Annotated in this window: 14 protein-coding genes; 5 read left to right on the top strand and 9 right to left on the bottom strand. The window is 59.1% G+C overall.

The window, feature by feature from the left end:
* Nucleotides 1-129: 129 nt before the first annotated feature.
* From M5G26_RS00195 to M5G26_RS00185, 3 genes are read left to right on the top strand one after another with little or no spacing between them, the layout of a single operon-like run.
* Nucleotides 130-501 carry a septal ring lytic transglycosylase RlpA family protein gene (locus tag M5G26_RS00195; RefSeq protein WP_150691853.1) on the top strand — a complete coding sequence of 124 codons (372 nt, stop codon included), beginning with the start codon at nt 130-132 and terminating at the stop codon, nt 499-501.
* 46 nt (nt 502-547) lie between these two features.
* Nucleotides 548-1,609 carry a calcium/sodium antiporter gene (locus M5G26_RS00190; protein ID WP_273914166.1) on the top strand — a complete coding sequence of 354 codons (1,062 nt, stop codon included), beginning with the start codon at nt 548-550 and terminating at the stop codon, nt 1,607-1,609.
* Entirely contained in the window at nt 1,606-1,983 is a 378-nt protein-coding gene (locus M5G26_RS00185; RefSeq protein ID WP_134174580.1) for a carboxymuconolactone decarboxylase family protein, read from the top strand. Before M5G26_RS00190 ends, M5G26_RS00185 begins: the two co-directional genes overlap by 4 nt.
* 84 nt (nt 1,984-2,067) lie before the next feature.
* On the opposite strand, the gene M5G26_RS00180 is transcribed toward M5G26_RS00185, so the two are convergent.
* From M5G26_RS00180 to kdgD, 5 genes are all read right to left on the bottom strand, one after another.
* Nucleotides 2,068-3,009 carry an AEC family transporter gene (locus M5G26_RS00180; protein WP_038357517.1) on the bottom strand — a complete coding sequence of 314 codons (942 nt, stop codon included), beginning with the start codon at nt 3,007-3,009 and terminating at the stop codon, nt 2,068-2,070.
* Nucleotides 3,010-3,394: 385 nt separating this feature from the next.
* Nucleotides 3,395-4,948, bottom strand: coding sequence for a galactarate dehydratase (gene garD / locus M5G26_RS00175; RefSeq protein ID WP_273914164.1), 1,554 nt, complete (start codon nt 4,946-4,948; stop codon nt 3,395-3,397).
* An 11-nt stretch (nt 4,949-4,959) separates the two neighbouring features.
* The gene (locus M5G26_RS00170; RefSeq protein ID WP_007915342.1) at nt 4,960-6,321 is read right to left on the bottom strand and encodes an MFS transporter; all 1,362 of its coding nucleotides are present in this window, start codon (nt 6,319-6,321) and stop codon (nt 4,960-4,962) included.
* A 147-nt stretch (nt 6,322-6,468) separates the two neighbouring features.
* On the bottom strand, nt 6,469-7,914 hold the full coding sequence (locus M5G26_RS00165) for an aldehyde dehydrogenase family protein (protein ID WP_273914163.1): 1,446 nt from the start codon (nt 7,912-7,914) through the stop codon (nt 6,469-6,471).
* A gap of 75 nt (nt 7,915-7,989) precedes the next feature.
* On the bottom strand, nt 7,990-8,901 hold the full coding sequence (kdgD, locus tag M5G26_RS00160) for a 5-dehydro-4-deoxyglucarate dehydratase (protein WP_273914162.1): 912 nt from the start codon (nt 8,899-8,901) through the stop codon (nt 7,990-7,992).
* A 297-nt stretch (nt 8,902-9,198) separates the two neighbouring features.
* On the opposite strand from kdgD, the gene M5G26_RS00155 reads away from it, so the two are divergent.
* Both M5G26_RS00155 and M5G26_RS00150 read left to right on the top strand, forming a co-directional pair.
* A complete protein-coding gene (locus tag M5G26_RS00155; protein ID WP_273914161.1) occupies nt 9,199-9,579 on the top strand; it encodes a hypothetical protein in 381 nt (126 codons plus the stop codon).
* Nucleotides 9,580-9,731: 152 nt separating this feature from the next.
* Nucleotides 9,732-10,088: a hypothetical protein gene (locus M5G26_RS00150; RefSeq protein ID WP_273914160.1), complete on the top strand. Its 357-nt coding sequence runs from the start codon at nt 9,732-9,734 to the stop codon at nt 10,086-10,088.
* A gap of 3 nt (nt 10,089-10,091) precedes the next feature.
* Here the strand turns inward: M5G26_RS00150 and M5G26_RS00145 are convergent, their stop codons facing one another.
* From M5G26_RS00145 to M5G26_RS00130, 4 genes are all read right to left on the bottom strand, one after another.
* Nucleotides 10,092-10,841, bottom strand: a complete 750-nt coding sequence (locus tag M5G26_RS00145; RefSeq protein WP_273914159.1) for a FadR/GntR family transcriptional regulator — start codon at nt 10,839-10,841, stop codon at nt 10,092-10,094.
* Nucleotides 10,842-11,016: 175 nt separating this feature from the next.
* Entirely contained in the window at nt 11,017-12,744 is a 1,728-nt protein-coding gene (locus M5G26_RS00140; protein WP_273914157.1) for an ABC transporter ATP-binding protein/permease, read from the bottom strand.
* Between the two features lie 96 nt (nt 12,745-12,840).
* Nucleotides 12,841-13,401 carry a response regulator transcription factor gene (locus M5G26_RS00135; protein ID WP_003221630.1) on the bottom strand — a complete coding sequence of 187 codons (561 nt, stop codon included), beginning with the start codon at nt 13,399-13,401 and terminating at the stop codon, nt 12,841-12,843.
* Nucleotides 13,394-14,656, bottom strand: a complete 1,263-nt coding sequence (locus M5G26_RS00130; protein WP_134174566.1) for an ATP-binding protein — start codon at nt 14,654-14,656, stop codon at nt 13,394-13,396. The genes M5G26_RS00135 and M5G26_RS00130 overlap by 8 nt, the downstream gene beginning before the upstream one ends.
* Nucleotides 14,657-14,778 lie beyond the last annotated feature (122 nt).

Raw genomic sequence — 14,778 nt, 5'->3', positions numbered from 1 at the left:
AAGCCTGGCTCTATTCCCTGTGGGAGCGAGCCTGCTCGCGAAAGCGTCATGACATCCAATAGAGATATTGAATGTGACGGCCTCTTCGCGAGCAGGCTCGCTCCCACATTGTTATTTGGGAGCTTTCGAATGAAACGTCTGCTCGGCGCCTGCGCCCTGCTCTCCTTGCTGGCCGGTTGCGCCAGCACCGACACCATCGACCCGCACGGTTACGACCAGACCGGCGTCGCCTCTTATTACGGTGCCAGGCACCACGGTAAACGCACCGCCAGTGGCGAGCCGTTCAACCAGAATTCCCTGACCGCCGCCCACCGCCAGCTACCCTTCGGCACACGGGTGAAGGTCACCAACCTGAAAAACGATGAATCTGTCGTGGTCCGTATCAATGATCGTGGCCCGCATACCCGTGGACGCCTGATCGACGTCTCCCGCGAGGCCGCCGAACAGCTCGGCATGCTGCGCAGCGGTACCGCACGGGTTCGCGTGCAGGCCCTCGACTGATGGAGCGCTGACCATTTTCGGATTAGCCGATTTACCCCTGCTCAGCGTGATCGAACTGCTGGCCGGTCTGTGCCTGCTGATCTTCGGTGCCGAACTGATGGTGCGTGCGGCGGTGCGTCTGGCGGCGCGTCTGCATGTGCGGCCGCTGATCATCGGTCTGACCATCGTCGCCCTCGGCAGCAGTGCGCCGCAAATGGCCGTCAGCCTGCAAGCCGCATTGGCGCACAACCCCGACATCGCGGTCGGCAGCGTGGTCGGCAGCAGCATTTTCAATATCCTCGTCACCCTCGGCTTGTCAGCGCTGATCATTCCTCTGCGCGTCTCACGGCAATTGGTGCGGCTGGATATTCCGCTGATGATCGGCGCCAGCCTGCTGGTGTTCGTATTGGCCTGGAACGAAGAGATCGGGCGTTTCGACGGCATCCTGTTGTTGGCCGCGTTGGCGCTGTATCTCGGCTTATTGTTGCGCCAGTCACGGCACTCGACGCGGCCGCACACGGACCGCGTTGAAACAAGCCAAGCGTCGTGGATCGGCAGTTCGCTGATGATCATCGTCGGTTTGGCGATGCTGGTATTTGCCGGGCACCTTTTGCTCGGAGCTGCCGTGGTGGTGGCAACTGATCTTGGATTTTCCGAGCGTGTCATTGGCCTGACCGTTGTCGCTGTCGGCACCTCCCTGCCGGAACTGGCGACCTCACTGATCGCCGCACTGCGCGGGCAACGGGATATTGCCGTCGGCAACGTGATCGGTGCCAACCTGTTCAACCTGCTCGGAGTGCTGGGTCTGACGGCGTTGATCGCGCCGACGCCGCTGTCGGTGTCGCCTAATGCACTGGATTTCGACCTGCCGGTGATGCTCGGCGTCGCCGCGTTGTGCCTGCCGGTGTTCTATTCCGGCTACCGCGTGACCCGTGCAGAAGGTTTGCTGTTGCTCGGTTTGTATTTGGCGTACGGGCTGCACGTGGTGTCGTTCACCACCGGTATGCCGCTGGCCGGCAAGCTTGAGCGGCTGATGCTGTTTTATGTCTTGCCGACGCTGTTGACGTTCCTGCTGTTCACGTCGATCCGCGCCTGGCGCCGCCAACACCACAAGAGTGATATGCCATGACCGAATCGAAGCAGTCCGGGGTAGAAATCCGCCGTCAGGTAATGGGCGATGCGTTTGTTGATCGCGCCTTGGGCAACGCTACCGAGTTCACCCAACCGTTGCAGGATTTCGTCAATGAACATGCCTGGGGTGGCGTGTGGAATCGTGAAGGTCTGCCGTTGAAGACCCGCAGCCTGATTACTCTTGCAGCACTGACCGCATTGAAGTGCCCACAAGAGTTGAAAGGCCATGTGCGCGGTGCGCTGAACAATGGCTGCACCGTGGACGAGATTCGTGAGGCGTTGCTGCATTGCGCGGTGTATGCCGGCGTGCCGGCGGCGATCGATGCGTTTCGTGCGGCGCAGGAAGTGATCGACAGTTACGAGAAAAGCTAAAAGATCGCAGCCTTCGGCAGCTCCTACATGGAAATGCGGTCTCCTGTAGGAGCTGCCGCAGGCTGCGATCTTTTGATCTTGCCTTTATATCCACCCACCCCACTGCAAAACGAAAATCCCGACATTGGTGGTAATCGCCGCCATCAATGTGGTCATCACGATAATCGCCGCCGCCAGTTCATGATTGCCCTGCGCCGCCCGGGCCATGACAAAACTCGCCGCCGCCGTCGGGCTGCCGAAGTACAAAAACAGAATCCCCAACTCCGCGCCGCGAAAGCCCCACAACCAAGCCCCCAGCGTCGCCAGCACCGGCAAACCGATCATCTTCACCAGGCTGGAGCTGAGCGCCATGCTGCCGCTCTTGCGCAACGCTGCCAGTGACAGCGTGCCGCCAATGCAGATCAACGCCAGCGGCAAGGTGGTCTGCGCCAGATACTGACCGGAGGTTTCCAGCCATCCCGGCAAACCGATCTTGAAATAGGCAAACGGCGCCGCCGCTATCACGCTGATGATCAGCGGATTGCTGAATACGCTTTTGCAGATGCTCCACGGATCGGACTTGATCACCGGGCTGTACACCGCCAGCACGATGGTCGACAGCGTGTTGTAGAACAGGATCACCAGCGCCGCGAGAATCGCCCCGAGGGAAATCCCGTAATCACCGTACATGCTCGCGGCCAGCGCGAGACCGATCACACCGTTATTGCCGCGAAACGCGCCTTGGGTGTAGATGCCGCGATCTTCACGCGGGCATTTGAAAATCGCCCAGCCCCAGGCCACGGCAAAACTCACCAGCGTGGCGAGCGAGAAGTAGATCAGCAGGGACGGTTGCAACGCGGCGTGCAGGTCGGCATGCAGAATGCCGAGGAACAGCAACGCCGGCATGGTGACGTTGAACACCAGCGACGAAGCAGTGTGGATGAAGTTGTCGTTGATCCAGTCGATGCGCTTGAGCAGCACACCGAGAAACAGCATGGCAAACACCGGCGCGGTGATGTTCAGGGTTTCGAGGAAGATTGCCAGCATGCCGGGGAGCCTTGGGTGAGCGTCGTTAGTGGCCAATGATAAAGCAAAAGCCCCTCACCCTAGCCCTCTCCCAGAAGGAGAGGGAACCGATCGGGGGATATTGCAGAAATCCATCGACCTGAAATGACATCGCTGAATCCATAATCAACTCGGTATTTCAGGTCGATGTATAGCGCCAGACAACTCGATCAGCCCCTCACCCTAATCCTCTCCCCGAAGGAGAGGGAACCGATCGGGGGATAGTGCAGAAATCCATCGACCTGAAATGACATCGCTGAATCCATAATCAACTCGGTATTTCAGGTCGATGTATAGCGCCAGACACCTCGGTCGGCCCCCTCTCCCTCTGGGAGAGGGCTGGGGTGAGGGCCAAGCCGATCACGCATCAAGTAATCGGCGCCGGGTTGAACAACGTAATGTCGTTATGCAGCTTGTGCTTCTCCGCCCACGTCTGCTGCTTGCCGCTCGCAACATCCAGGTAATAGTGGAACAGCTCCCAACCCAACTCCTCGATGGTCGCGCGCCCGGTAGCAATTCGCCCGGCGTCGATATCGATCAGATCCGGCCAGCGCTGCGCCAACTCCGTACGCGTCGAGACCTTAACCACCGGCGCCATCGCCAAACCATACGGCGTACCCCGCCCGGTAGTGAAAACATGCAGGTTCATCCCCGCCGCCAACTGCAACGTGCCGCAGACAAAATCGCTCGCCGGCGTCGCACAGAAAATCAAACCCTTCTGCTTGAAACGCTCGCCCGGGCCAAGCACGCCATTGATCGCGCTGCTGCCGGATTTGACGATCGAACCCAGCGACTTCTCGACAATGTTCGACAGCCCACCCTTCTTGTTGCCCGGCGTGGTGTTGGCACTGCGATCCGCCTCGCCTTTGGCCAGGTAGCGGTCGTACCAGTCCATCTCGCGCACCAGTTCCTCGGCGACAGTTTTGCTTTCGGCGCGTGAAGTCAGCAGGTAAATCGCATCGCGCACTTCGGTGACTTCGGAAAACATCACCGTCGCCCCCGCACGCAACAACAAGTCCGAGGCATAACCCAGCGCCGGGTTCGCGGTGATCCCGGAGAACGCATCGCTGCCACCACACTGCATGCCGAGAATCAGCTCGGATGCCGGCACGGTTTCGCGGCGACGCTGGTCGAGCTTCTTCAAACGGACCTCAGCCAATTCCATGATCTGCTCGATCATCTCGGTGAAGCCGTGACTGGAATCCTGCAAGCGATACAGCCATGGATCGCTGAGATCGACCGACGCATCGTCTTCGTGCATCACCTGCCCGGCCTGCAATTTCTCGCAGCCCAGACTGATTACCAGCGCTTCACCACCGAGATTCGGGTTGCGCGCCAGATTGCGCACGGTGCGAATCGGGATGTAGGCGTCGGTCGCGGTAATCGCCACGCCGCAGCCGTAACTGTGAGTCAGCGCCACCACGTCATCGACGTGCGGATACTTCGACAGCAGCTCTTCCTTGATGCGTTTTACCGCGTGATCAAGCACGCCGGTGACACACTGCACCGTGGTGGTGATGCCGAGAATGTTGCGCGTACCGACGGTGCCGTCGGCGTTGCGATAGCCCTCGAAGGTGAAACCTTCCAGCGGTGCCTGCGCGTCCGGCACCTCGGTGGACAGCGGCAAGCTGTCCAGCGGCGGCGCGGTCGGCATGCGCAGTTGATCTTCCTTGACCCAACTGCCACGGCGAATCGGCTGCAACGCGTAGCCAATCACCTGACCGTAGCGAATCACCTGGCCGCCCTCGGGAATGTCTTCGAGGGTGACCTTGTGGCTCTGCGGCACAAATTCCAGCGTCACCAGGCCATCGGCAAACTCAGTGCCGGCCGGTGCGCCCTGATCGTTGACCACGACCACCACATTGTCCCGCTCGTGCAGGCGGATGTGGCGCGGCGAGTCGGAATGTTCAATCAACTGCATGACGCCGCTCCTCAGGAATGCGCTTGGGACAATTTACCGCTGGCTTCAACACCGCCGTTGGTTGGTGGCTCTTTGAGTACCACACGTTTGATCGGGCCAACGATGACCAGATAGCTGAACACCGCGACCAGTGCGTTGGCACCGACGAACACCAACGCCCATTTGAACGAGCCAGTGGAGCTGATGATGTAGCCAATCACGATCGGCGTGGTAATCGAGGCGATGTTGCCGAAGGTGTTGAACAGGCCACCGCTCAGACCGGCGATCTGTTTAGGCGAAGTGTCGGAAACCACCGCCCAACCCAGTGCGCCAACGCCTTTGCCGAAGAAGGCCAGGGCCATGAAGCCAACGACCATCCATTCCACTTCAACATAGTTGCAGGCAACGATGCTGCTGGAAACCAGCAGACCGGCAATGATCGGCGCTTTGCGAGCGAAGGTCAGCGAGTGGCCCTTGCGCAGCAGGTAGTCGGAAATCACCCCGCCAAGTACGCCGCCGATAAAGCCGCAGATTGCTGGCAACGAGGCGATGAAACCAGCCTTGAGAATGGTCATGCCACGCTCTTGCACCAGGTACACCGGGAACCAGGTCAGGAAGAAATAGGTGATGCCGTTGATGCAGTACTGGCCCAGATACACGCCGAGCATCATGCGGTTGGTCAGCAGTTGACGGATGTAATCCCACTTCGGACCGTCGGACTTTTTGCCCTTCTGATCCATGTCGACCATGCCGCCGTTTTCAGCGATGTGTTTGAACTCGGCTTCGTTGATACGCGGGTGTTCACGCGGACTGTAGATCACTTTCAGCCAGACCAGCGAGAAGATGATCCCGAGAATCCCCATAACGATAAACACGTGCTCCCAACCGAAGGAATACACGATCCAGCCCATCAGCGGTGCGAACAACACGGTGGCAAAGTATTGCGCCGAGTTGAAGATCGCCGAAGCGGTGCCGCGTTCAGCGGTCGGGAACCATGCGGCGACGATACGCGCGTTGCCGGGGAACGAAGGCGCTTCAGCCAGACCGACGAGGAAGCGCAGCATGAACAGCGCAACGATGGCCGTGGACATGCCGAATTCACCGACAAAGCCTTGCAGCACGGTGAACAGCGACCAGGTGAAAATGCTCAGGGCATAGACTTTTTTCGAGCCGAAGCGATCGAGCAGCCAGCCACCGGGGATTTGCCCGGCCACATAGGCCCAACCGAATGCGGAGAAGATGTAGCCGAGGGTGACTGCGTCGATGCCCAGATCTTTTTGCAGGCTGGAGCCGGCAATGGCGATCGTGGCACGGTCGGCGTAGTTGATCGTGGTCACCAGAAACAGCATGAGCAGGATCAAATAGCGGACGTGAGTCGGCTTGGACGATTGCATGTAGATGTACTCCCACTGATTATTTTTATGCGCGGGTGAATCTTCTTTGGTCTTGCATCTATTCCCTGTAGGAGCTGCCGAAGGCTGCGATCTTTTGATCTTAAAAGATCGCAGCCTTCGGCAGCTCCTACAGGGTTATTGCGTCTATCAGGAACCGATGTAACTGGTCTTCACGACCGTGTAGAACTCTTGCGCATAGCGGCCTTGCTCACGTGATCCATAGGATGAACCTTTACGGCCACCGAACGGAACGTGGTAATCGACGCCGGCGGTCGGCAGATTGACCATGACCATCCCGGCCTGCGAATGACGCTTGAAGTGGTTGGCGTACTTCAGCGAGGTGGTTGCAATACCCGCCGACAGACCGAATTCGGTGTCGTTGGCCATCGCCAGCGCCGCGTCGTAATCGGCCACGCGAACGATGTTGGCCACCGGGCCAAAGATTTCTTCGCGGCTGATGCGCATCGACGCTTCACTGTCGGCAAACAGCGTTGGCGCGAGGAAGTAGCCTTCGGTGTCACAGGTCACCAGACCGCCACCGCTGACCAGACGCGCACCTTCGGACTGGCCGATGTCGATGTACTTCATGTCCTGTTCCAGCTGCGCTTGCGAAACCACTGGACCAATATCGGTGCCGGATTTCAGCGCGTGGCCAACCTTGATCGACTTCATGCGCTCGGCCATGGCTTCAACGAACTTGTCGTGAATCCCGGCAGTGACGATCAAGCGACTCGACGCGGTGCAACGCTGGCCGGTGGAGTAGAACGCGCTCTGCACCGACAGCTCGACCGCTTGTTTGAGGTCGGCGTCGTCGAGAATGATCTGCGGGTTCTTGCCGCCCATTTCCAGCTGAACCTTGGCCTGGCGCGACACGCAGTTGACCGCAATCTGACGACCCACGCCGACAGAACCGGTGAAGCTGATGCCATCGACTTTCGGGCTCTGCACCAGTGCATCGCCGACTACGCGACCGCTGCCCATCACCAGGTTGAACACGCCGGCCGGGAAGCCTGCGCGGGAGATGATTTCCGCCAGTGCCCAAGCGCAGCCCGGAACCAGATCGGCGGGCTTCAACACCACGCAGTTGCCGTAGGCCAAGGCTGGCGCGATTTTCCACGCAGGAATCGCGATCGGGAAGTTCCACGGAGTGATCAGACCGACCACGCCCAGTGCTTCGCGAGTCACTTCAACATTGACGCCCGGACGCACTGACGGCACGTAGTCGCCGGACAGGCGCAGGCATTCACCGGCGAAGAACTTGAAGATGTTACCGGCGCGGGTCACTTCGCCGATGGCTTCAGGCAGGGTCTTGCCCTCTTCCCGGGCCAGCAGGGTGCCAAGTTCTTCGCGACGGGCGAGAATTTCCGTACCGACTTTATCCAGCGAATCGTGACGGGCCTGGATACCCGAAGTCGAATAGGCCGGGAACGCGGCGCGGGCAGCGTCGATGGCGGCGTGAACCTGAGTCAGGTCAGCCTTGGCGTAATCGCCGATGGTGTCGCTCAGCTCGGATGGGTTGATGTTGGCCAAGTAGTCGGCACCGGCAACCCATTCGCCGTTGATGTAGTTGTCGTAGCGTTTTGCATTTGTCACAGGGGCAGCCCTCAAAACTAAAAGCCTTTACGCAAAAAGCCGCTGATTACTCAGCGGCCGCGTTTTTGTCGGGTGTTACTGCGCACCTTGCTTGTCGATCAGCGCAGCGAGCATTTCGTACTCTTCGCCAGTCAGATCGGTCAGCGGCGCCCGCACCGGGCCTGCGTCATAGCCGGCGATTTTGGCGCCTGCCTTGACGATGCTCACGGCGTAACCAGCCTTGCGGTTGCGGATGTCGAGGTACGGCAGGAAGAAGTCGTCGATGATCTTGCCGACGGTGGTGTGATCTTCACGGGCGATCGCGTGGTAGAAGTCCATCGCGGTTTTCGGGATGAAGTTGAACACCGCCGATGAGTAGACCGGCACGCCCAAAGCCTTGTAGGCAGCGGCGTAGACTTCGGCGGTCGGCAGACCACCCAGGTAGCTGAAGCGATCACCGAGGCGGCGACGGATCGACACCATCAACTCGATATCGCCCAGACCATCCTTGTAGCCGATCAGGTTCGGGCAGCGCTCGGCCAGACGTTCCAGCAGCGGCGCGGTCAAGCGGCAAACGTTGCGGTTGTAAACGACTACGCCGATGTTGACCGATTTACACACGGCTTCAACGTGAGCGGCAACACCGTCCTGGCTCGCTTCGGTCAGGTAGTGCGGCAGCAGCAACAGACCTTTGGCGCCCAGACGCTCGGCTTCCTGAGCGTATTCGATGGCCTGACGGGTCGAACCACCGACACCGGCAAGGATCGGCACGCTGGCTTCGCAAGTGTCGACGGCAGTCTTGATGATTTCCGAGTATTCGCTGGCGGCAAGGGAGAAGAACTCACCGGTGCCGCCGGCGGCGAACAAGGCTGAAGCGCCATACGGAGCCAGCCATTCCAGGCGTTTGATGTAGCCCGCGCGGTTGAAATCGCCCTGCGCGTTGAAATCGGTCACCGGGAAAGACAGCAGGCCGGCAGAGAGGATGGACTTCAGTTCTTGTGGATTCATTATTCGAACACCCTGGTAGCAACGTTTTTTTGTGATTGGTCCGTTCAGCCTTCGCTGAAGTTGTAGGTCATCGTACAACTTAAATAATAACCGTCAACTGCATTTCATCGTTGTGGGTGTTTTTTTGTCGGACAAAGCTGCGCAAGGCTTGGTAAAACTCGTCGCAAAGGCGCGTGTTTAAAGGGTTCTAGCGCGGAAATGTCTGGTCAAGATTCGTTTACTGAGCGCTGGAGAAACGCCGGGTAAGGTGTGACGACTGCCACGAAGGATCGTGGCGGACCTTCGAAGGAAGCCAAAATGTTTGTGAATTATGCTGCACCGACCCTCGCGCAAGTCGCCTCTTCCGCCTCTGACACCCTCACCCTTCAGTTGTCCGTGCTACCCGATGTATTGATCGTACAAGTCCCGGACTCCAGCGATTTTCCGGCGAACTGGAGCGTTTACCCTATTCTCGGTGACGACCCGGAAGAGCCGGAATGGGCAGGCGAAGAAGTGGACACCGGCACTTGGGACGATACCGAAGACGAGATGGAGAAACTGACGGGGATCGAGTTGCAGTTGCCTAAAGAGGTGCTGCGTCCGTACCTGAACAGGGAGGTTGAATTGCGCTACAAGTTTTGTGATGAGTCGAGTATGGAGCCGTTTTCGCAGGTGTTGAGGTTGCGGATCGAGGGCTGAATCTTGTCGTGCGGGAGCGGTGACCGTTCGTCGGAACTGGTATTTCTTACAGGTGTGTAAGAGGGCTTCGCGCTTCTTAAATAGCAGCGCGCGGGTGACATCAATGCGCCAGCGCTTTCGATAACCAAAAGCTCAATAGAAGGATCTTGACCATGAACGCACAAACTCAAACCTTGCCAGCCCCGACTCTTGAGCAAGCCGAAAAAGGCACAGTCTACATTAGCCGACTTTCCGACCCGACAGATGCCTTAGTCCCTGCAGGACATGACGCCTCTGTAGGTGACCAATTGCAGCTATCCCTCGAGAGAACTCAAGGCGCTCCCTGGAATAGCAAACTATTCGTTATTACTCATCACCATGTCGGGAAGCCCATTGCGTTTGCGATCCCGAAGAGTGCGTTTGCAGTAGGTGTGGTAGCGGGTGAACAAGCCACCTTAACGTACAAAATCACCAAACCGTCTGGTATTGAAGTGATCTCTTCAGAAGCCAAATTCAAACTGGAGCCTTAACCCTCAGCCCCTCTGCGCCTGCGCCTCTTCATGGGCCTGGCGCAGTCTTTCACGGCTGTTGGTCAAATGCAGACGCATCGCGGCGCGCGCTGCATCGGAATCCTGACGGGCAATCGCGTCGTAGATTTCTTCGTGCTCACGGCTCAGGCGACCCATGTAGTGCTGTTGATCATCATGAGCCAGTCGCGCCGAGTTCAGCCGCGTACGCGGAATGATGCTGGTGCCCAGGTGGGTCATGATGTCGGTGAAGTAGCGATTGCCGGTGGACAGGGCGATTTCCAGGTGGAAAGCAAAGTCTGAAGCCACAGCATCGCTGGCGTGGGCGGCGCTTTCGTTGAGCGCATCGAGGGCGGCGCGCATGGTTGCCAGTTGTTCGGCGCTGCGACGTTGCGCGGCAAGGCCGGCAGACTCGACTTCGAGGCTGATGCGTAATTCGAGAATGGCCAGCACATCACGCAGGGTGACCACAGTGGCCGGGTCGATGCGGAAACCGCTCGGGCTCGGTGTGTCGAGTACGAAGGTGCCGATGCCGTGGCGGGTTTCAACCTGCCCTGCAGCCTGCAAACGGGAAATTGCCTCGCGCACCACGGTGCGGCTGACGCCATGGGCTTCCATGATCGCCGACTCGGTGGGCAGTTTGTCACCGCGCTTGAGCAGGCCATCGCGGATCTGCTCGCTCAGCACCGTCACCAGTTCCTGGGCCAGGCTGCGGCGCTTGCGCGGGAGACGCGGGGTTTCGATCAGGTTTTCCATGGTGTGCATCTTGTCTCGAAAATTCGGCTTGGAGGCATGATAGCTCAAGCGGGTTGTACGATCACTGCCAACACGACGTTCCTGTAGGAGCTGCCGAAGGCTGCGATCTTTTTATTTTGATCTTTAAAATCAAAAGATCGCAGCCTTCGGCAGCTCCTACAAGGGATCCGTGGCGTCAGGCAGTCACGGTCTGTTCAACCAAATGACCGCTGTCGATCCGCACATGCCGTGGATGGAAGCGTTTCAAACTGCTGCGATGGCCGACGCTGACAATGCTCAGCCCCGGTATCTGATCAATCAACGCCTGATACAGCGTCGCTTCGTCTTCCTCATCCATCGCCGAAGTGGCTTCGTCCATGTACAGCCATTGCGGCGCGTAAAGCAGTGCGCGAGCGAAGGCCAATCGTTGCTGCTCGCCCGGCGAGAGCATGCGTTGCCAGTGATTGGCTTCGTCCAGCCGCGCGACCAGATGCGGCAAGCGGCAGGTTTCCAGCACTTGTGCATAACGTTCCGATGCGTAGGTGTCGCCCGGTTGTGGATAACTCAAGGCTTCACGCAGGGTGCCGATTGGCAGATACGGTTTCTGCGGCAGGAACAGGTAACGCGCCGCCGGCAAACGGATATTGCCGTGCCCCGCCGGCCACAAATGCCCCATCGCTCGCAACAGCGTCGACTTGCCGCTGCCAGAGCGACCGCTGAGCATCACGCGTTCACCCGGCTCCACAGTCATGTCGGCATTGGTCAGCAGATGACGACCATCGGCCAGATCCAGCCCGAGGTTGTGCACCTGCAATTCGCTGCCCTGATTCTGCACATCGATGGCCGGCGTACGCTCTTCATTGTCGGTCATGGCCTGACGGAAACTCAGCAGACGATCAGTGGTGGCCTTCCAGTTCGCCAAGGACGCATAGGCGTCGATGAACCAGCTGAAGTTCTCCTGCACGTTGCCGAATGCCGAGTTGATTTGCATCAGTTCGCCCAGCTCGATCTTGCCCGAGAGGTAACGCGGCGCGGCGACGATAAACGGGAAAATGATCGCGATCTGGCCGTAGCCCGAGGTGAAGAACGTCAGACGCTTGGACACGCGCATGATGTCCCAGAAGTTGTGCCAGACCAGCCCGAAACGGCTGCTCAAACGACGATTTTCGTTCGGTTCACCGTTGTACAGAGCAATGCTCTCGGCGTTCTCACGCACGCGCACCATGGAGAAACGCAGGTCAGCTTCGAAGCGTTGTTGTTGGTTGTTCAAGCCGATCAAGCGTCGACCGATCAGGTGCGTCAGCCAGCTACCGACAGCGGCATAAATCAGCGCACACCAGAACATGTAGCCGGGGATCTCGATGCCAAACACCTCGATACTGCCGGAAACGCCCCACAAAATGATCGAGAACGACACCAGACTGACCACGGTACGAATCAGCCCGAGGCCCAGGCTCAGCGTGTTGGCGGTAAAGGTATTGAGGTCTTCGGAAATCCGCTGGTCGGGGTTATCGGTGTAACCGCCTTGCTCCAGCTGATAGTAGTTCTTGTGACCGAGCCAGCGCTTGAAGTGGTTTTCGGTCAGCCATGCCCGCCAACGGATGGTCAGCATCTGCGTCAGATAGAGGCGATACACCGCCCCAAGGATTGCCACCGTAGCAATGCCGCAGAAGTACAGAATCAACTGCCAGAACGCCGCTTCGTCCTTCTTTTGCAGGGCGTTGTAAAAATCCTTGTACCAACTGTTGATCCACACCGAGATCGCCACGCTGAACAGTGACAGCGCGATCACGGCAATCAGCAATATCCAGGCCTTGCCCTTCTCTTCGCTGCGCCAGTACGGCGTGATCATCGCCCACGCCTTGCGAAAAAACTGCCCGCGCACAGCATCGTTGACCGCGGAATATTCAGCGTTCTGATTCATGGATAAGGCTCGATATAGAAAAGAACAGACACGCACCGATCATAGATGATCGGTGCGTTTTATCGCGAGGGCTGGCGATAGTCGTTCAGCGCAGGTTCAGCGACGAACCGGGCGCTTCTGCAGTTTGCGCTGCAGAGTGCGGCGGTGCATGCCCAGGGCACGGGCAGTGGCGGAGATGTTGCCTTCGTGTTCGGTGAGCACGCGCTGGATGTGTTCCCACTGCAGACGGTCAACCGACATCGGGTTTTCCGGCACCAGACTGTCGAGGTCGGCGTGCTCGGACAGCAACGCGGCCAGCACGTCGTCGGCATCGGCCGGTTTGCATAGGTAGTTGCAGGCGCCGCGCTTGATCGCTTCGACCGCGGTGGCGATGCTCGAATAACCGGTGAGGATCACCACGCGCATTTCCGGGTCCAGCTCCAGCAGTTTGGGCAGCAGCACCAGACCGGAATCGCCGTCCATTTTCAGGTCGAGCGCGGCGTAATCAGGCAGATCGGCCTGGGCAATGGTCAGGCCTTCTTCGGCAGAACCGGCGGTGCTGACGCGAAAGCCACGGCGAGCCATGGCGCGGGCCATTACTCGGGTAAACGTTGCGTCGTCGTCGACCAGCAGCAAATGCGGCAGTTCTTCGCCTTCGACTTGGATTTCGTCACTCATGTTGGTCTCCTCGGGCGCCGTGGGGCAGGCGCAGCTCGGTGAGCGTGCCGCCTTCCTCATGACTATAGAGTTTCACTGAGCCGCCGGCGCGTGTCACGCTGGCCTTGCTCAAAAACAGGCCCAGGCCGAAACCTTTGCCCTTGGTGGTAAAAAACGGTTTGCCGATCTGTTCGGCGATGGCCAGCGGCACGCCGGCGCCGTGGTCACGAATGCTGATGGTCACGGTTTCCGCGTCCCAGTCCAGGGTCACCTTGAGGTTTTCCGGGCAGGCATCGGCGGCGTTGTTGAGCAGATTCAACAGCGCCTGAGTCAGATCCGGCGGCGGCGCCATGCGCGGCACGGTGCCTTGGCCGAGGCGATGGAAACGGTAGCTGGCCTCCGGACGCATCAGGTGCCAGCGGTTCAGCGCTTCGTCGAGCCAGTCGGTGACGTCCTGCATCTCGACAGCCAGACGCCGGTTGGCCTCGGCGGCGCGCACCAGTTGTTGCAAGGTCTCTTTGCACAACTTGACCTGATCCTGCAGCACCTTCAGATCGTCCTGCAACATCGGGTCGTGGTGATCCTGCTGCATCTCTTTGAGCAGCACACTCATGGTCGCCAGCGGCGTGCCCAGTTCATGGGCGGCACCAGCGGCTTGCGTGGCGACGGCGAGCAATTGCTGGTCACGCAGGCCTTCTTCACGACGGATCGCGCGCAATTCTTCCTGACGGCGCAACTCTTCAGCCATGCGCGCCGCGAAGAAGGTGATCACCGCAGCGGCCAGCGCGAAGCTCAGCCACATGCCGTAGATCTGCAGGTTCTCGCGAGCGACCGGCAAGGTTTCCAGCGGATAGAACCGCGTCAACATCACGGTGTACAACGCCAGCGCGATGCCGGACAAGATCACCGAATAACGCCACGGCAGCGTCACCGCGGCGATGGTCAGCGGCACCAGATAATAGGAAACAAAGGGATTGGTCGAACCGCCGGAGAAGTACAGCAGCGCACTGTGGATCACCAGATCACAGGCCAGTTGCAGGGCGTATTCGAGTTCGGTCACTGGCCACGAGGTTCGCAAACGCACCGCGGTGAACACGCAGAGCAGCGTCGAGCAGCCGAGGGTCATCGCCAGTTGCACCCACGGCAACGGCAACAATTGCAGCCAGTAGGCCAGGCCAACGGAGCCAGCCTGCGCGGCGAGCACCAGGGTGCGGATGAAAGTCAGTCGCCAGAGGTTCTGGCGAGTGGCGGAAGTCAATTGTACGGGGGCGAGCATGAGCTCTCCTGATGAGCGCTCCAGGCGGATCGCACGGAGTATAACCAAGCCGCGGGCTTGAGAGGCGAAAGTGCGGCAAACAACCACATGGCAAAAACATTATCGGCGGCTATAAGGACGTC

The sequence above is a fragment of the Pseudomonas sp. TNT2022 ID642 genome (assembly GCF_028656995.1).
Taxonomy (GTDB): Bacteria; Pseudomonadota; Gammaproteobacteria; order Pseudomonadales; family Pseudomonadaceae; genus Aquipseudomonas.
The sequence above is the reverse complement of the archived record's forward strand: the minus strand, read 5'-3'. Positions and strand labels throughout refer to the sequence as shown.